Source organism: Vibrio sp. SSH13-20, assembly GCF_040104475.1.
Taxonomy (GTDB): Bacteria; Pseudomonadota; Gammaproteobacteria; order Enterobacterales; family Vibrionaceae; genus Vibrio; species Vibrio harveyi.
The window spans coordinates 556,917-574,543 of the sequence record NZ_JBECOU010000004.1; the positions used below are offsets into that span (position 1 = coordinate 556,917).

Here is a 17,627-nt window from a genome sequence, read left to right on the forward strand (position 1 = left end):
ATACCGTGAAAAATTAAAACTACCCTACATATTGGACAACCAATCCAAGGAGAATAGAACAATGATGACGCGTAAGACTCTTTTAAGCGCTGTAGTAGGTGCTGCAATGACCTTCGGCGCCACTGCTTCTGCTTATGCTGCGACCACTTTGAAGCTAAGTCACAACCACCCTCGTGACCATGCAGTACATAAAGCAATGGACTTTATGGCAAAAGAAGTTCGTGAAATGACAGACGGTGAAGTTCGTATCCGTATCTACCCTGATGCGCAGCTAGGCACTCAGCGTGAATCGATGGAGCTAATGCAAAACGGTGCTCTGGATATGGTGAAGAGTAACGCGGCAGAATTGGAAGCTTTCTCCCCAGCTTATGCGGCATTCAACATGCCTTACTTGTTCCGCGATAAAGACCACTACTACAAAGTGACCGACGGTGAAGTAGGTCGTGAAATCCTGAATTCTTCAGCAGACAGCGGCTTTATTGGTGTGACTTACTACGATGCTGGTGCTCGTAGCTTTTACACCAACAAGCCAATCAATACGCCTGAAGATCTAAAAGGTCTGAAAGTGCGTGTACAGCCGAGCCCATCTGCGATTGCGATGGTAAAAGCGTTAGGTGGTAACCCAACACCATTGGCATACGGTGAGCTATACACAGCATTACAACAAGGCGTGGTGGATGCTGCGGAAAACAACATCCCATCATTTAGCTTGAGCCGTCACAGTGAGGTATCGAAATACTTCAGCCTAGACGAGCACACAATGGTGCCAGACGTATTGGTTATTTCGACTAAAACGTACGACAAGCTAACACCTGAGCAGCAAAAAGCACTGATGAAAGCAGCAGCAGACTCTTCTGAATACATGAAGAAATTGTGGGCTGAGTCAGAAGCAAAAGAGCGTACAAAAGCTGAAAAGATGGGCGTAACTTTTGTTGAACCAAATAAAGCGGCATTCGTTGAAGCGGTTCAACCAATGTACGCGGACTTAGAAAAGACAAATCCTGAATTAAATGAACTGGTTGAGAAGATCAAAGCAGTTAAGTAATTCACAAAGTAATTAGTAATAAACAATCGAAAACAAGGTGTTACCACATTCTGGTACATAGAGGTTGACCAATTGTTATTGGTCGTTATGATGGCGTGAGAAGTTAGATGGAATATAGTGATAATATCATCATGATGCCTTTTGAACCGAAAAGACCGTATCAAGAGATCGGTTTAGTCCTTAGACAAGAACTTATCAATGGCCGTTACGTGGTCGGAGATAGGCTGCCGCCTGAGCGCGATATCGCAGAACGTCTCGACGTTAGCCGCACAGTAGTGCGTGAAGCGATCATCATGCTGGAGCTGGAAAACCTTGTCGAAGTGAAGAAAGGTTCTGGGGTGTATGTTATCAATATTCCATCTCAACCGAACTCCCGTGAGAACGTGATCAGCGATGATGCCGGTCCGTTTGAAATGCTCCAAGCTCGCCAGTTACTTGAAAGTAACATTGCGGAATTTGCAGCGATGCAAGTAACGCCAGGCGACATCGTGAAAATGCGTGCAGCCCTTGAGTTAGAACGAGAAGAACTCGCCAGCGGTACCGCAGATTGTAACGGTGATGAGAAGTTTCATATGTGCATTGCAGAGGCAACTCAAAACTCTGTGCTGGTGGACATGCTGAAGCAATCTTGGGAGCGACGTGAGAGCAGCCCAATGTGGAATAAACTTCATTCTCACATTGCTGGTCAAGACTACCGTGAAGAGTGGTTAGACGATCACGCCAAAATCCTTGCCGCATTGCAGCGTAAAGATCCAATCGCTGCAAAAAATGCCATGTGGCAACACCTTGAAAACGTTAAACAGCGCCTGTTGGAGCTGTCTGACATCGATGACCCGAATTTTGATGGTTACTTATTCAGTTCCAACCCTGTTGTTCTGCAGGGCGCTGAAAACGGTTAACCACATTGCCGGCTTCGGTCGGCTCTAGTCAGCGCAGCTGCATTATCGTGGCTGCATATTAAGAAGTCGTTGTGCACTTAGCTTGATAAATTCGAGCGGGCTGAGTGCGTCTTAAAAAAGGTGAGTGTCATGGAACAAACTTGGCGTTGGTACGGTCCGAATGACCCTGTGTCGCTAGACGATATTCGTCAAGCAGGCGCAACAGGCATTGTGAATGCCTTGCATCACATTCCAAATGGTGAAGTGTGGTCTAAAGAAGAGATTTTAAAACGTAAAGCCATCATCGAAGAGAAAGGCTTAACGTGGTCGGTGGTTGAAAGTGTTCCTGTTCACGAAGAAATCAAAACTCAGACGGGCAACTTCCAACAATGGATCGACAACTATAAACAAACGCTGCGTAATCTTGCTGAGTGCGGCGTAGATACGGTCTGCTACAACTTTATGCCAGTACTCGACTGGACACGTACAGACCTCGAATTTGAAATGCCGGATGGCTCTAAAGCGCTACGTTTTGACCAAATCGCTTTTGCGGCATTTGAGCTGCATATTCTTAAGCGTCCGGGCGCAGAAGCGGATTATACCGAAGCTGAGCAAGCGCAAGCCCTTGAATACTTCAACAACATGACGGCGGATCAAATTCAACAGCTGACAAGCAACATCATTGCTGGTTTGCCGGGCGCAGAAGAAGGTTACACGCTAGAAGAGTTCCAAGCACAATTGGACCGTTACTCGGGCATCAGCAAAGACAAACTCCGTGAGCACATGGCGCACTTCTTGGCAGAACTCATGCCAGTGTGTGAAGCGCATGGTTTGAAATTGGCGGTACACCCAGACGATCCACCGCGCCCAATTCTTGGCCTGCCACGCATTGTGTCAACCATCGAAGATATTGATTGGTTGACTGAAAAAGTACCAAGCAAAATGAATGGTTTAACCATGTGTACCGGCTCTTACGGTGTTCGTGGTGACAACGACCTAGTGAAAATGATTAAAAAGCACGGTGACCGTGTTTACTTCACTCACTTGCGTTCAACCAAACGTGAAGAAAGCAACCCGATGACATTCCACGAAGCGGCGCACCTTGATGGCGATGTGGATATGTACAATGTGGTGATGGCAATTTTGGATGAAGAACAACGCCGCGCAGAAGTGGGCGATCACCGTTTAATTCCTATGCGTCCTGACCATGGTCACCAAATGCTGGATGATTTGAAGAAGAAGACCAACCCAGGCTACTCAGCCATCGGTCGCTTGAAAGGTCTTGCGGAAGTGCGTGGTCTAGAGATGGCACTAAAACGCGCTTTCTACACTAAGTAATTGAATTTATTAAGCACACCAGAGAGTGTCATCAAACCATATTAATAAAAGCAAAAAACCGAAGCGTAATGCTTCGGTTTTTATTTAAGCTGATTAGGGATGAAGGGTGTTAATCGTCGTCATCCGGCACAAACTCTAAAATATCACCTGGTTGGCAATTTAAATGCGTACATATGGCTTCCAAAGTGGCTAACTTAACCGCCTTAGCACGACCATTTTTGAGTACCGATAAGTTTTGTTCAGTAATACCAATGAGCTTCGCTAGTTCATTAGAGCGCATCTTCCGTTTTGCCAGCATTACATCCAAGTTGATTACAATCGCCATATACCATTCACTTAAATTGTCAGCTCACTTTCTTCTTGTAGCTCGACTGCTCTATCCATCACTACAGCGATGACTCGGACAATAAAACCGATGACCATCATAGTAATGTCGCTGTCGTCTACTTCCGCTGACACATTCCAATTCCCGTCATTGTACGACAAAGCCAAGCTAAGAAGCACGTCCATCGTGACTTCAATAAACGGTGTTGCGATCAGTAAGTAGCTGAGTTTCTTAAAACACTCCGTATTTTGGCGTTCAAAAATCTGCCCTTTCTCATACAAACGGAAAAGGACGATGAGCTGCCACAGTAAGGCCACTGTCAGTAGTGTTGAGATCATGCTTGGGAAGTAGCCAATTATAGAACGCGTAACGGAAAGAGGGAGCGCCACTTCAATAGGAAAGGTGGCGTGAAACCACTCCGCATCAAACATAGTTGCCCCAAACCAAAAGACGGTATTGAGCACAACTGTGAAGATCATAGAAAACCAAAATAGGATAAGTAGCTTACGACTAAAGTTGCTTATGGAATGTTGAGACATGACAAACCTCATATCAGATTTAATTTTCGCTCATCCTAATCAGTTAAAAATAATATCGCAATAAAAACTTATCGTTTTACGATAATTTTTTATTGCTTTTCTTAATGCGAGTATTTAATGTTGCCAAGTGGATTTATAAAATTGATGAATAAAGGTACGGGGAATGAATAAGGCGATTTTTTTAACAACGATGTTGCTAACGGTATCTGCTCCTAGCTTAGCTGAGGGTATTTTTTTGGATGATTTGGCCAAAGACTACAATCTCGAAGAGAGCAATACATGGGAGAGTTCTCCATACGCGCTGGATACAACGCCAAAACATGACGCTTTTACCGATGATAAATGTACGCGAGGGACAGAAGAGCAATTCACATCTCTTGCCGATGCGAACAAAAAGAAAAACGTCGAGTGCTACATCACGCATTTTCCAAACAGCAACATTAAAACCCGCATGCAGTCGAACGACGATGGCGATGTTAGTGTTGGCTTCTCATGGGATTTTGATTAACCACAGTTATTTATTGTGAATTTTTGCTCTTTAACACTATGATTCTTAGCGTAAAAAGTGATCGAAAGTCACTTTTATAATGAAGAGTTGCAAATAATCTGCGTCTTTTTCTTTGCGATGTCGTCTTATTAGACACAACTATTTTGACCGGAGAATTCCATGTTCAAGCCGCAACCAACGCGTTCAGACATTAAAGATAAATTCATCAAGCACGATAGCCAAATGCTCAACCAAGTGTACGGAACAGACCAAGTCGTACCGTATTGGATTGCCGATATGGACTTTCCTATTGCATCACCTATTTCGCAAGCGATGCAGCAACTTGTCAGCCGTGAAACCTTCTCATACGAGTTTGATAGCAAGATGGTTTTTCAGTCCATTGCTGATTGGAATAAGGATTTGCATGGTCTTGAGCTTAGCATTGATAACTTTGTTCAAGTGCCGGGCGTACTGAGTGCGATTGCGCTACTGATTCGCGAGTTCACCAAAGAAGGTGAGGGCGTTCTGATCGAGACACCGGTTTATCATCAATTCCGACGTTTAATTGAATCTGCGGGTCGTACTGTTGTGGGCAACACAATGAAAATTGAAAACGACTACTACGTGATGGACTTTGAGCTGCTTGAAAATCAGTTGAAAAGTGGTGAAGTGCAAATGATTTTGCTGTGCAACCCTCATAACCCAGTGGGGCGTGTTTGGACGAAAGCAGAACTAGAGCGCATGGTGGCGTTAGCTGAGAAATACAAGGTGATGATCATCAGCGATGAAGTGCATGCCGACATTGTGTTTGAAGGTTCCACCTTTACCAGTATGACTTCATTAGGTTATGAAAACAGCCTGACGATCATTGGCTCGCCGGCGAAAAATTTTGGTTTGAACAGCATCTCTAACGGTTATATTTACAGCGATAACCAAGCACTTTTCGAGAAAATCAAAGCGACGTCGGCTTCACTGTCTATCGATCATGGCAATGCGTTTACCACTTACGCGACGATTGCGGCTTACCAACAAGGTAAAGAGTGGTTTGAAGGTTTTTATGCCTACACGCAAAACAATCGTAACTGGATTATTGAGTTTATTGAGCACAACTTGCCACTGGTGAAAGCGTTCCCGCCACAAGGAACCAACCAAATTTGGTTGGATTTTTCTGGTTTAGAATTGGAACCTTCTCAGTTAAAAGCCTTGCTGACAGAAGAAGCCAAAATGGCGCTAACGCCAGGTACTTGGTTTGGTGAACCCAATGAAAACTACTACCGCATGAACTTCGCTTGTTCTTTAGAGCAAATTCAAACCTCGTTTGAGTTGCTTAAAGCCGCTGTCGATAAACGTAAATAAGTGAAGTGGTAGGAGAATAAAACGATGACACAAACCATCACTAAAGGTATCAAAGCGCTAGCAGATGGCGCGGTTGAGTCTGAGTCTTAGCGGTCTATGTCATACTTGCCATACGGTTTATATTTCGATTAATATCGAATTATATTTTTATGTATAGAGACCGTCGTATGTTAGCAGAGTGGTTGACGCACAAAGAGCAGCTCAAAAACTACATTGTCAAACAGACCAGTGATCCAGATTTAGCCGATGACATTTTGCAAGAGGTGTACATCAAGGCGAGTCAAAAGATCGACCAGTTAGAAGCGCGAAGCAAAATTAAAAGTTGGTTATATCGCATCACGCACAACGCGATCATGGATCACTATCGTACGCAGCAAAGTTATGAAGAGCTGATAGACAATCAGATTGAAGAGGAAATGCCGATAGAGCTGGAGAATCTACAAACCATGGGGCATTGTTTGCGCCCAATGTTTGAGTGCCTACCAGAGAAATATCGCCAAGCCATGATTTTGTCTGAACTCGATGGTTTGCCTCAACAAATGGTAGCGGATCAGTTGGGGCTTTCGCTTTCTGCGACGAAAAGCCGAATTCAGCGCGGTCGAGTTAAGCTCAAAGCCTTGTTAGTTGAGTACTGTAATGTTGAAGCTGGGCGAGGAGGTATCGTTGATTTCTCACCAGAACCGCAATGCCTTCACATGGCTCAAATGTATAGTGCTGAAGTGGCATAAAGCTAAAATATCCGCTCGATTTACAATGTAAAAGCGCAGAGTTTTGGCTCTGCGTTCACATTTTTAAAAGTTGTGGTTATTGAACGTATTAATTCTGACAAATGTAACGAATACATTCGATGATAACTCCGGTCTCTTGATTAGGGCGCGACATGTGAGGGCAGCAATGCCCTCCACTCCAACCTGTGTCGCGCCCGCTTTACCGTGAACAATGTGAAGTAAATAGGACTGAATAATGACAACGACGAAATTTACCGCAGGTGATTTGTTTCCCTCTATCACTCTACCAACGTTAAATGGCGATACAATCGTGCTAGGTAAGCCTTCAGAGAATGTCGATTGGCGTTTAGTGGTGGTTTACCGTGGTAAACATTGCCCTTTGTGTACTCGCTATCTCAACCAACTAGAGACACTAAAAGCGCGATTCTTACAACTCGGGATGGATATCGTAGCGGTGTCCGCAGATAGCCAAGCACAGCTAGAGCAGCATAAGGAGCAACTGACCGTCACGTTCCCAGTGGCTTATGGTTTGACAGTAGAGCAGATGCAAACGCTAGGTTTGTATATCTCGGAGCCTCGCTCAGAAAAAGAGACAGACCATCTCTTTGCAGAGCCAGGTTTGTTTGTGGTGAACAGTAAAGGACAAGTTCAGTTAGTCGATATTTCCAACGGTCCATTCGCTCGACCTGACCTAGAAGTCTTGCTCTCAGGGTTGGCGTTTATCCGTAACCCAGAAAATGATTACCCTATTCGTGGTACCTACCAAGCGGCAATCTAATCACTGTTTTGGTTTGAGGTATTAAAAACCAACGACGTTCGCAGACTTCCTCTTCTAAAATTGGATTGTTCGTCTCCTAGATTGTGGTAAAGTCCGCGCCTGCGATTTACCGCATCTTTTACTGCCTCTTCAATCAAAAGCACAAGGTTAAGCTAATGCCATTTTCTACTCTCTCTTTGAGTTCTGAGCTGATTCACGCACTGCCAAAAGACTTTAAGAAGCCAACTGATATTCAGGCTTTGGCTATTCCTGAGCTACTCAGTGGTAAAGATGTGTTGGCATTGGCAAATACAGGCAGTGGTAAAACCCTTGCGTATGGTTTGCCTTTGTTGGAAAAGCTAAGTGTAAATCCAGAGCAAAAAGCGCTGATTCTAGTACCTACACGTGAACTGGCGACACAAGTGAGCGAGGCGATTAACCAAGTTGGTCAATCTATTGGTCTTAACGCAGTGTGTTTGTGTGGTGGCGTTGATAAAGAGCAGCAACTACAAGCACTTGCGTCAAATCCCCACATTCTTGTGGCGACAACCGGTCGTTTAGTTGATCTGGTGAACAACGGTTTGGTCCTGAGTAATATCCATTATCTAGTGTTGGATGAAGCGGATCGTTTGCTGGATATGGGCTTTTGGCCAGACGTGCAAAATATTGCAGGGCAGATTTCAAACCAGCGTCAAACCGCGATGTTCTCAGCAACGTTTTCTGATGAGTTGAAGGGCAAAGCCAAGCAACTCATGCACGCACCAAAACAGGTAGCAGCGCATCAAGAAAACAGCACCAATCAAGCTATTGCCGAAACGCTGTATCTCGTCAACAAAGGCAGCAAAACCAAAGCGTTGGTTGAACTGATCAAGCAAAATGCATGGGCGCAGGTATTGGTATTTATTGGCGCGAAAGAGAACGCTGATGGTTTGGCGAAGAAATTGAACAAAGCTGGAATTACAACCAATGCGCTGCACGGTAATAAGAGCCAAGCAGAGCGAGAAGAAGCGTTGGCGCAGTTTAAGTCCGGGCAAACACAGGTGTTGATCGCTACCGATCTATTAGCTCGCGGTATTCACATCGAGCAACTACCAGTAGTAATTAACTTTGAATTGCCAATGCATGCGGAAACATACGTTCACCGAGTTGGGCGCACAGCGCGTGCTGGCGAGCAAGGTGTCGCAATGTCGCTGGTCTGCCATGGAGAAACCGAAGCGCTTACAGCGATCCGTAACTTGACGCAACGTGAATTGCCAACGCAAGACCTTGAAGGTTTCCCTGTAACGGATAAGCCATCAACAGGCGAAAGCAAGCGCGCCCCACGTGATAAAAAAGCCAATCGCCGAACCAATGCCAAAAAGAGCATTAAGCAGTTTCAAGGTAAGCCGAAACGTCAAGCGCCTAAAGCTAAATGAGCAAAACCAAATAAAAAAAAGCCATCGTAATGATGGCTTTTTAATTAAATGGAGTGTGTGTCTAAATAGGGGTAGTGCTTAGAAGTTGTAAGAAACTGTCGCGCCTACTGCCCATTGGTTTGCACTGTCTACGATAGAAGAATCGCTGATGCCACTACCTAGACGAGTGTATTGTGATACTTGGCTGATTTGCCAGTGCTCAGTGATTGGCACTACCAGTTTGTAACCTAAACCGTAGTTTACGGTTGCATCGCCTTTGTATGCTTTGCGGTTTGCACGTGCTTCTTTGTCTGTTACACCGAAGTAGTAATCAACGTAATCTTTGCTTTGGTAAGACACGCTCGCAAATGGTACGAAATCAACATTACCGATATTCATGATATGGAAGTAAGTAGCACCGCCTTGGAAGCCTTTGTAAGCACCTGATACATCATGTTGTAGGTAAGTTGAGATCACGTTGTTTGGATCAAGTCTGAAATCTGCGTTCAAACCTAGATCGATCGCGATATCACGTCGTTTCGTACCTTTTAGGCTTTTCGCTACATCGCTATCACGAGGTACACCGCTACCTACCACGTAAGCACTCATGTTCAGTAGTTCATCGTTGTCACCTAGGAAACGGTAGTTAATACCGCCTAAATCAGCGTTGAAGTCTTCACCATGGTAGCCACCGTTTAGAACTGGCGCAGTGTTGTGTTTTTGGTCTTTGAAAAGATCGCTCGCTTGTACTACGCCAGCTTCGACCATCCAGCCACCTTCGTTGTTGTAGATGTTACCGTTACGAATGTAAGTATCACCCGCTGTTGCCGTGCCTGCAGCCGTCAACGTTAATAATGCAATAATTGTTTTGTTCATTGTTCTGTCCCAGTTGTTTGGTTTTGAACACTGTACAAAATAAAATTGTAACCCTCTATCAGCAGAGCGTATGGAAGTGTAATGATGACTTTAAGAAATGTATGGTTTCGCCTAAAAAAAACGCTAAGAAGTAGAACCATGCCCGCTGTGAAGGCATGGTTGAGATATTGGTATAGATGATCTCTATCGCCGTTGAGATGATTTAACTGGGTTTGCGGTGAAGGTACTTCATGACTTTCCCTTGCTTCCACATCATAACGCCTGTGATAGCAACGACGGGAACAAGTACAAATAACGTTAACGTCATGAACATTTCATTTGCCTTCAGCGGTGAATAAAGCGCTGCACCTACCAACAGCGCACACAATATATGCATCCATCTTAAAACCAATCTTACTAACTGTCCGCTCATTGCCTTTCTCCTTTGCTTTGTTTCAATACACGATACAGAGCAAAGTGATGACGGTTTTGGCTTTGAGATAAAACGCCTAATAGCGTTATAAGTGAACGTATAGGATGATGAATGGTTTTATGCTGAGCAGATAACTTTCGGAATGTGTCTAAGACCCAACATAGTGCATCCGTCTTCCAAGTAGCTATCGGTGACAACATCGAAGCCGAACTTGCCGTAGTAGTCTTTCAAGTGCGCTTGTGCGGATATAAAAATGCTGTCGGTCGGGTAGATCTTTCTTGTGGCACCGAAACTCACTTGCATCAATTGGTTACCGATGTTTTTCCCTCTGTAGTCCTCTGCAACGATAACGCGACCAATACACACGTCATTGGCATCAGAGTTCAGCAAGGGTAAAACGTCAACGGGATATCCGAGTTTCGGAGGCATAATACGACTATAAGCCACCAGACGTTCGTTATCATACCCCATCACGTGGTAGGTGTCGGGATGGTTATCCTTACCATCCAAATCGCTGTATGGCGTGTTCATGTCTACGATGAAAATATTGACTCTTTGCTGCAAAAAATCGTAAAGCTCTTGAACAGACAGATCTGCGAATTTCTTAATTCTCCATTCGAGCATCATGCTTCCCCTTGTATTATTTTGGGTACAACATAAAGAGTATTTGTACGGGATTCATTAACCTTTGTTAATAGCTAAGTTCCAGCTTAAATACAGATTTACGGTTTTGAACGGCTAAAAAGCAAAAGCCCCACTGAATTGGTTGTGGGGCGGATATCGGAAGGGATACGCTTTGTTCTCTCAGGGAGTCAAAACGGGAATTAACCCGCAGTCGGACCAACCAAACGCATCTCCCAATCTTCGACTTCACCAGTTTCTAAGCGGCGTTCAACAAGCTTGCTCCAAGATTCAACCAATGGAAGTTCCGCTAGCTGGCTTAGCTCTGTTTTATCTAGGCAACCAGTAAATACTGCGCCCATGATGCGAGCCAATGACCAGTCTGGGTAAGGTCTTTCGCACAGAATAATCTCGTCACCTGCACCGATATCGCCTTCTTGCAACACTCTGAAGTACCAGCCTGTTCGAAGCGTATCTTGGAGTCTTCTCGCCATGTCGTTTTGCTCGAAGCGGACGTTGAGTTTCCAACAAGGCATACGCCCTTGTGACACTTCCAATAAGGTTGAGCCGATGCGGATTTTATCTTTCAAGCAAATGGACGCTTCTGTTACGCCACTTGAGCTTAAGTTCTCACCGAACGCCCCAGCTGATTGGAAAATCGCTTTATCGCCCAGCTCTTGCTGCCAAACCGGATAGTGCTCGCTTGGGTAAATATGAAGGGCTTTTTGAATCCCACCATGAAAGCGCGGATCGCCTTGTTCGTCGTTGGTAAAACCCAGTTCTGTTGCGTGCTGACGCTGAGGTAGAACCTGTTTGTTAATCGCACTTTTCGCACCATGTGCAAAGGCAACGGTTTTACCTGCTAATATGCTGTTAACTACGCCTAACTTCTTCATATTCTTTCCTTATCGCTAAAACTGATTTGCCAAACGGCGTGAGACAAAATCACGTTATCGCTCACCCAATGATTTGAACACCGGAATCGCTGCCAGTACTTCAATGCGCTTTTCTGTACTTTTTAAGTAACGTGTTTCGCTATCTGAAACCAACACATGACGTTGATAACCTTCCGCTTTAGGAAACTTGGTTAACACGGTTTCAAGCGATGCTTTGCACTTGTCTTGGTTGATGTTATCAATATCGACTTTGAATAAGAGTTGGTTTTCTTTGGATATTTCAACTTGATATCGCATACGTCGCACCTCACGGCTTCATTCACTTTGCCGAGCATGATAGCCTAGTGAACTTGTGTCAGAGTAGGGATGTAAGGACAGTTAATGATGCCAACCCGCCAAATCGATTCTCACTCCGGTGTTATGACCTCCAATGAGATGATGGTTGCCAATCCCCACTCACCAGCTTTGGTTAAGACCATCGACATGCCCAAAGGTTACATTGATGCGTTGCACCAACACACGTGGCATCAAGTCATCTTCCCTATCAAAGGGTTATTACAAACCAAAACCGATCATTATCAACACCTTGTGCCCCATACCTCTGCGCTGTTTGTACCTGCGGGTATTCAACATGAATCCATCGCGCTAAGCCATACGACATTTGTCGGTATCTACCTGAACCCTGAGTTTGGCATTGAATACGAGCATCAAGTTCGAACCATCACACTTACTCCGTTTCTGAATGAGTTGTTACAGGAAATACGCCGCCAATGCGAAGGGTTCGTTAGTGATGAGGAAGTCTCACGATTGCTAGGCGTGCTGCACGATCAAATCATGAAAGATAACGTGCAGACCTTTCAGTTACTGCTGCCAGAAGACAGGCGCTTAAAGCTGATATTCGAAGCGCTGACCGACACGCCAGCATTGGATTGGTCACTCAAACAGTGGGGAGAGACAGTCGGCGCATCCGAGCGAACTTTGTCGCGCTTGTTCTCCAAAGAGTTCAACACCTCGTTCCAACTTTGGCGACAACAAATTCGGCTGATTTATTCACTCTCTTTGCTAGATGAAGAACTATCCATCCAAAGCATTGCCGATCAAGTGGGGTATCAAAATGACTCTTCTTACATCAAAGCGTTTAAAGCCTATTTTGATGTCACCCCACAGCAGTTTCGTGTTAATGGGCGACGGGGATAGCGAGTCCAATCTTGCCCACAACATCAGTCTCCACCATCACACTACTATAGTGGCAACTGGAAAGTACTCTTGATTTCCTTAACGGAGACGTTAGATTGAATGGCGCTGATGCCTTTCACGCGGCGAATAGCACTGATGCGGTCAAAGTATTCGTCTAAATCTCTCGCCACCACTTGCACCATGTAATCCGCGCTGCCTGCAATGCAGTGACACATTAAGATCCAATCGGTTTCTGCGACAAAGTCTTCAAAAGGCGTGGTGTTTTCTACCTCATGACTGCCGAGGGTAACCAGAGTAAAACCAGAAACTTGGAAACCGAGTTTTTTACGGTTTAGCTTTGCAGCGTAACCCTCAATGTAACCTTCCTCTTCCATTTTCTTCCAGCGTCGCCAGCAGGGTGTTTCACTCAGGTTGACGGTCTCGGCAAGCTTAGAATTGCTCATGCGACCATCTTTCTGAATATGGTCAAGGATGGCGAAATCAGTACTATCTAATTCAAAGTTGGTGGATTCTTTCTTTTTCATAATTGTTTTAGAAATAGTCTGCTCAAATTGACTTTTATCGTAGCGCAGATAGCAATTTTCTTTCTACCCAAATCGTTAAACTGTTTCCCATATTCGTTGATTACTTTTTGGGAGAGAGTGCATGAGTGCTCAATTGCTAGCGGCATTTTTGTTGTTTGCCGTTTCTATTTCTTTAACGCCGGGAGCAGGTAACGTCGCGCTGTTAGGTATTTCAAGCCGATATGGGTTTTCTGCGACCGTGCCGTTTGTATTGGGCAATGCAGTCGGGGTGATCATCATGTTGGTTGGTGCAAGTGTGGGGCTTGTCAGTTTGTTTACCCTTTACCCAGATTTGTACACAGCGTTGAAGTGGATTGGTGCGGTCTACCTGCTGTATCTCGCATGGTCGATTGCCACAATGGAACTCGACAACGATTTGAATGCGAAAAAGTCTGGCTTTTTATCTGGCGTTTGGGTGCAAATTCTTAATCCGAAAAGTTGGGTCGCGTCGCTGACGGTGTTCTCTCAATTTATCTCACCAAACAATGATTACCTGACTCAGGTAGTGATCATTATCAGCGTAATGGTAGGAACCGGTGTGCTGGGGATGTTTGCTTGGGCGTACTTTGGCACCGTATTAAACCGCTTTATTCAGTCACCACAAAAGGTGGTGTGGGTAAACCGATGCATGGGCAGCAGCCTCGCTTTAGTGGTGGTGTTTATGCTGAGTCAGCCCGTTTAAGCTCTTATCCAATTTGACGTGCGCGCCGAGAAAACGTTATATACCCGTTTCGCTATGGCGCGCCATATTCTCTCTAGCAATTCAGTGGTATCAAGATGAGCTTAACTAAGACCAACTCGACCAAGACAAACACTCGCGTTAATCAACTGAGCTTTGGCTCGCCAAGTGAATCGTTGGTGTTGGAGCATGTTGAGCTAGAGCCACTCGCTTTGGGCAAAGTGCGCGTGCAAATCGAAGCCACAAACATTAATCCAAGTGACCGATTGTCGATTCAGGGAGTAGGGCAGTATCGTCGTACCCACGTACCGCCGCGAGTGCCTGGGTTTGAAGCGGTTGGGCGAGTGGTTGAGATAAACGATCCGCATCAAACCGAATTTCAAATTGGGCAAAAGGTGCTGGTGGCACAGAGTGGGGCTTGGCAAAGCTATGTCGATGCGCCTGAGGAGAATGTCTTTGCAGTGCCGGAAGAGCTTGAGAATGGCTACGCTTGCCAGTTGTATATCAATGCCCTGACGGCTTGGGTGATCACCACTCACGTTGCCAAGTTAAGTAAAGATGACGTGGCGATCATCAACGCAGGCAATTCTGCGATTGGTAAGATCTTCGCTCAGTTGTCGCACTCGCGTGGATTTACTTTGATTGCGATAAGCTCCGCGCCAGAGCGTTATCCATACGACTCCATTGCAGTGCTAGATAGTAAGCAAGATCTGCAATCTCAAATTGATGCCCGAGAGTTACCTCAACCCAATGTTGCATTCGATGCCATTGGCGGCAAGTTGGGTACAGAACTCATCCAAATTGTGCGTAATTCGGGAACATACATCAATTATGGAACGCTTTCACTCACCCCTTATGAGCCAGCTTTCTTCGCTTGTATGAAGCAAAACAATATCGACTTCAGTACGTTCTTTTTGCGCTATTGGGAAGAGTCGGTTGGTAAGACCGTTCGCAAACAAGTCTTTGCCGAGATGCTAGAACACTTTATGGAACACCAAATACAACTCGATGTGGATTGCTACCTTCCGTTAGGACAGTTCCAGCGTGCTTTTGAGCTGATAGAAGATGAGACAGTCACGCTGCAAGGCAAAATTATACTGACCATGTAGTAACAGTATTCAAACACCTTGAGGTTACTGGGTAAATTGAAGAACAAAAAAGGGATGGTATTCACCATCCCTTTTGTGTTCTAGCCAAGAGCAATTGAGGTGCCTTTAACTCGCGATGATTTCATCCATTAGGCGATCGATTTGTACTACGACTTGTTCGCTGGCGTCTTCCATGGCGTTAATTGCAGTCACCATGCCTGCCATGTTGCCAGATTTGGCTTGGCTCATTGCTTCACGTCCACCGTCATGCACGCCTTTGTGTGGTTCTTCAAGCAATGCATAGCTTCTTAAGTGGCTGTAAGCCTTGCCATCGCCACGGTAGTACCACTGACCCAAGCGACACTCAGAGTGGCTATTAACGGTTTCACCAAACGCGCCTTTTTGTAGGAGACGGTAGATATTGTTCTTCCAAATGGCGTGGTCGAGTTTGACCGTATCCAAGAAAGCGCGTGTGGAAGCAATATGGATCACCTGTTGCATGTGTTCCGATTTCACGACCACTTCGTTGACAATAGAACCAATCTGCGCAGAAGAGGCAGACACTTCCTCAGCACAAGTTTGGTTTTCATCAATCGAGGTTTTAATCGCGTTCACTTGCGTTAGTACTTGGTTCACCAAAGAATCAATCTGCTCACTGGCTTCGCTGGCTTTGCCGGCAAGGTTTCTTACCTCATCTGCTACCACGGCAAATCCGCGGCCTGCTTCACCGGCTCGTGCTGCTTCAATCGCTGCATTTAATGCCAACAAATTCGTTTGGTCAGAAATCTCTTGAATAGTCGATACAAGAAGGGAAATAGAAGTGGCAGTTTTATCTAATATTTGAACCGATTCAATGCTTTGTGAGGCTTGCGTACTGATCTTCACGGCTCGATTATCAAGACGAGCAAGAGCTTGATGAGTCTGCTTAAACATTTCATCTAGTTGTTGCAGTTCTTGGTTTTCATGCGCCATAGATTGCGCACTCTCCACCATCTCTGTTCGAATGGTTTGGAGCATATCTCCACCTTTCAAACTGCTCGACATCAACTCATCACTATTGTGGTGTTCCTGTTGAGCGGAGCGAACAAGCTGCTGAGCCTCTTGGAGCTGATTTTCCAGAGCGGCAACGTCAGTTTGGTACTTCTGTTTGAGGTCTGCTAATTCTTGCTTTAGCAGCTCATTTTCTGATTTGATTCGTTTTAATCCAAACATAGGTTCTATAAATGTGACAGGATGTTAAAAAATCCATGCTAATCGAGTTGGATATCGAATACACGATCACTTTCATATCTTTGCTTGGTGTAATCACACTTTTTCGGTAGGGCTTTATACAAACAAGAGGTCTCAGATTTTGTTGCTTACCTGATAACCTCTGTTCTTTCTATCCGCTCATGAGCCGTTTTTAAAGCTCTTGCATCAATTGGATGTAGTTACCACAGGTATCGTCAAGTACCGCAATCATGACCGTGCCTGCTTCTCGTGGCTCAATTGAGAACTGCACGCCAAGCTCAGTTAATCTTGCATATTCTTTATTCAGGTCATCGACCGCAAACGACGTCCATGGGATTCCGGCTTCTTTCAACGCGTCTTGGTATACTTTTGCTGGACCAAATGCCATCGGTTCTAACAATAATTCCACGCCAGATTGCTCTTGTGGAGAGACCACTGTTAGCCATTTGTGCTCACCAATTGGTACTTCTGCTTTTTTAATGAAACCAAGGATATTGGTATAGAAATCGAGAGCTCTATCTTGATCGTTAACAGGAACGCTGGTTAGGGAAATTCTGATCCCGGGTATTCACCTTTACTGTTTTGGAATAAGTAAAAGATAGCGAAAGCTTGGCTCAAAAACTTATTCTAGATTGCTTTTATACATTTTTTGAAACGCTTTGGGGGAGTAACCTGTGCTCTTTCTAAAGACACTCGAAAACGTGGTTAAGCTCTCATAGCCAACCTGAAAACAAGTATCCGTAATCGAGTGACCTTCCTTGAGCAGCACTTTGGTTTTTTTAATCCGCATATCCCTTAAATAGCTTCGCGGCGTGACACCATACATCTGTTTGAAAATCCGCACATAGTGAAAGCGTGACATAAAAGCCGCTTTGGCTAAGTCGTTTAGCTCGATGTTTTCTGAGTGATGCTTTTCCATAAATGCCTTGGACTGCCTGATCAGGAGGTACTGTTTTGGGCTCAACGGCATCTCGCTGTACACGCGATCGATTTCTTGTTCATAAAAGGTTTTTGGGCGAGATGGCATCGTATTTCACAAAGCGAAAGAGAGTGGTTTTAGTCTAACACTGGAAGCAGACTCGTGGAGGTTATCTACTTCTCACTTTACTCAAAACCGTCCAACACCCACTTCCTCGCACTTTTTTGCTCTTTTCTGCTGAGTGATTTACTGACGATGCCTGGTTCATTCTGAATAAAAATAAATCACTCATTAACGTA

General features: G+C 44.9%; 22 protein-coding genes. 11 read left to right on the forward strand and 11 right to left on the reverse strand.

Annotated elements, in window-relative coordinates; all coding sequences use genetic code 11:
• The first annotated feature begins 61 nt into the window (after positions 1–61).
• The 3 genes from ABMY42_RS14575 to uxuA all read left to right on the forward strand — a co-directional run bounded on the left by ABMY42_RS14575 (position 62) and on the right by uxuA (position 3,261).
• Positions 62–1,045 carry a TRAP transporter substrate-binding protein gene (locus ABMY42_RS14575; RefSeq protein ID WP_005449968.1) on the forward strand — a complete coding sequence of 328 codons (984 nt, stop codon included), beginning with the start codon at positions 62–64 and terminating at the stop codon, positions 1,043–1,045.
• A gap of 107 nt (positions 1,046–1,152) precedes the next feature.
• The gene (locus tag ABMY42_RS14580) at positions 1,153–1,944 is read left to right on the forward strand and encodes an FCD domain-containing protein (RefSeq protein ID WP_005449971.1); all 792 of its coding nucleotides are present in this window, start codon (positions 1,153–1,155) and stop codon (positions 1,942–1,944) included.
• A 129-nt stretch (positions 1,945–2,073) separates the two neighbouring features.
• A complete protein-coding gene (gene uxuA / locus ABMY42_RS14585) occupies positions 2,074–3,261 on the forward strand; it encodes a mannonate dehydratase (RefSeq protein WP_005449973.1) in 1,188 nt (395 codons plus the stop codon).
• Positions 3,262–3,370: 109 nt separating this feature from the next.
• On the opposite strand, the gene ABMY42_RS14590 is transcribed toward uxuA, so the two are convergent.
• Together ABMY42_RS14590 and ABMY42_RS14595 are read right to left on the reverse strand one after the other, a co-directional pair.
• A complete protein-coding gene (locus tag ABMY42_RS14590) occupies positions 3,371–3,586 on the reverse strand; it encodes a helix-turn-helix transcriptional regulator (protein ID WP_005429033.1) in 216 nt (71 codons plus the stop codon).
• Positions 3,587–3,597: 11 nt separating this feature from the next.
• Positions 3,598–4,125 (reverse strand): DUF2975 domain-containing protein, encoded by a 528-nt coding sequence (locus tag ABMY42_RS14595; protein WP_005449975.1) that lies wholly within the window; start codon positions 4,123–4,125, stop codon positions 3,598–3,600.
• 163 nt (positions 4,126–4,288) lie between these two features.
• Here ABMY42_RS14595 and ABMY42_RS14600 point away from each other — a divergent pair, with 163 nt between their 5' ends.
• The 5 genes from ABMY42_RS14600 to ABMY42_RS14620 all read left to right on the forward strand — a co-directional run bounded on the left by ABMY42_RS14600 (position 4,289) and on the right by ABMY42_RS14620 (position 8,868).
• On the forward strand, positions 4,289–4,633 hold the full coding sequence (locus ABMY42_RS14600; protein WP_340699760.1) for a hypothetical protein: 345 nt from the start codon (positions 4,289–4,291) through the stop codon (positions 4,631–4,633).
• Between the two features lie 159 nt (positions 4,634–4,792).
• The gene (locus tag ABMY42_RS14605) at positions 4,793–5,968 is read left to right on the forward strand and encodes an aminotransferase class I/II-fold pyridoxal phosphate-dependent enzyme (RefSeq protein ID WP_349266470.1); all 1,176 of its coding nucleotides are present in this window, start codon (positions 4,793–4,795) and stop codon (positions 5,966–5,968) included.
• A gap of 167 nt (positions 5,969–6,135) precedes the next feature.
• Positions 6,136–6,696 carry an RNA polymerase sigma factor SigZ gene (sigZ, locus tag ABMY42_RS14610; protein ID WP_349266471.1) on the forward strand — a complete coding sequence of 187 codons (561 nt, stop codon included), beginning with the start codon at positions 6,136–6,138 and terminating at the stop codon, positions 6,694–6,696.
• A 235-nt stretch (positions 6,697–6,931) separates the two neighbouring features.
• Entirely contained in the window at positions 6,932–7,474 is a 543-nt protein-coding gene (locus ABMY42_RS14615) for a peroxiredoxin-like family protein (RefSeq protein WP_005449990.1), read from the forward strand.
• Positions 7,475–7,629: 155 nt separating this feature from the next.
• On the forward strand, positions 7,630–8,868 hold the full coding sequence (locus tag ABMY42_RS14620; RefSeq protein WP_009695851.1) for a DEAD/DEAH box helicase: 1,239 nt from the start codon (positions 7,630–7,632) through the stop codon (positions 8,866–8,868).
• Positions 8,869–8,946: 78 nt separating this feature from the next.
• On the opposite strand, the gene ompV is transcribed toward ABMY42_RS14620, so the two are convergent.
• The 5 genes from ompV to ABMY42_RS14645 all read right to left on the reverse strand — a co-directional run bounded on the left by ompV (position 8,947) and on the right by ABMY42_RS14645 (position 11,949).
• Positions 8,947–9,723 (reverse strand): outer membrane protein OmpV, encoded by a 777-nt coding sequence (ompV, locus tag ABMY42_RS14625; RefSeq protein ID WP_009695852.1) that lies wholly within the window; start codon positions 9,721–9,723, stop codon positions 8,947–8,949.
• 202 nt (positions 9,724–9,925) lie between these two features.
• Entirely contained in the window at positions 9,926–10,135 is a 210-nt protein-coding gene (locus tag ABMY42_RS14630) for a hypothetical protein (protein WP_005449994.1), read from the reverse strand.
• Between the two features lie 117 nt (positions 10,136–10,252).
• A complete protein-coding gene (locus tag ABMY42_RS14635; RefSeq protein ID WP_349266506.1) occupies positions 10,253–10,759 on the reverse strand; it encodes a GNAT family N-acetyltransferase in 507 nt (168 codons plus the stop codon).
• Between the two features lie 200 nt (positions 10,760–10,959).
• Complete coding sequence (locus ABMY42_RS14640) at positions 10,960–11,652, reverse strand: MOSC domain-containing protein (RefSeq protein ID WP_349266472.1); 693 nt, start codon at positions 11,650–11,652, stop codon at positions 10,960–10,962.
• A gap of 54 nt (positions 11,653–11,706) precedes the next feature.
• The gene (locus ABMY42_RS14645) at positions 11,707–11,949 is read right to left on the reverse strand and encodes a hypothetical protein (RefSeq protein WP_349266473.1); all 243 of its coding nucleotides are present in this window, start codon (positions 11,947–11,949) and stop codon (positions 11,707–11,709) included.
• A gap of 84 nt (positions 11,950–12,033) precedes the next feature.
• Here ABMY42_RS14645 and ABMY42_RS14650 point away from each other — a divergent pair, with 84 nt between their 5' ends.
• Positions 12,034–12,849 (forward strand): helix-turn-helix transcriptional regulator, encoded by an 816-nt coding sequence (locus ABMY42_RS14650; RefSeq protein WP_349266474.1) that lies wholly within the window; start codon positions 12,034–12,036, stop codon positions 12,847–12,849.
• Between the two features lie 44 nt (positions 12,850–12,893).
• Here ABMY42_RS14650 and ABMY42_RS14655 read toward each other — a convergent pair whose 3' ends face one another.
• On the reverse strand, positions 12,894–13,373 hold the full coding sequence (locus ABMY42_RS14655) for an Lrp/AsnC family transcriptional regulator (protein ID WP_069687944.1): 480 nt from the start codon (positions 13,371–13,373) through the stop codon (positions 12,894–12,896).
• Between the two features lie 121 nt (positions 13,374–13,494).
• Between ABMY42_RS14655 and ABMY42_RS14660 the strand changes: the two genes are divergently transcribed.
• Positions 13,495–14,094, forward strand: a complete 600-nt coding sequence (locus ABMY42_RS14660; RefSeq protein WP_069687945.1) for a LysE family translocator — start codon at positions 13,495–13,497, stop codon at positions 14,092–14,094.
• A gap of 95 nt (positions 14,095–14,189) precedes the next feature.
• Positions 14,190–15,200, forward strand: coding sequence for a zinc-dependent alcohol dehydrogenase family protein (locus ABMY42_RS14665; protein ID WP_349266475.1), 1,011 nt, complete (start codon positions 14,190–14,192; stop codon positions 15,198–15,200).
• Between the two features lie 105 nt (positions 15,201–15,305).
• On the opposite strand, the gene ABMY42_RS14670 is transcribed toward ABMY42_RS14665, so the two are convergent.
• From ABMY42_RS14670 to ABMY42_RS14680, 3 genes are all read right to left on the reverse strand, one after another.
• A complete protein-coding gene (locus tag ABMY42_RS14670) occupies positions 15,306–16,391 on the reverse strand; it encodes a methyl-accepting chemotaxis protein (protein WP_009695860.1) in 1,086 nt (361 codons plus the stop codon).
• A 190-nt stretch (positions 16,392–16,581) separates the two neighbouring features.
• Entirely contained in the window at positions 16,582–16,968 is a 387-nt protein-coding gene (locus ABMY42_RS14675) for a VOC family protein (protein WP_193222998.1), read from the reverse strand.
• A gap of 63 nt (positions 16,969–17,031) precedes the next feature.
• Positions 17,032–17,436, reverse strand: a complete 405-nt coding sequence (locus ABMY42_RS14680; protein WP_349266476.1) for an AraC family transcriptional regulator — start codon at positions 17,434–17,436, stop codon at positions 17,032–17,034.
• Positions 17,437–17,627 lie beyond the last annotated feature (191 nt).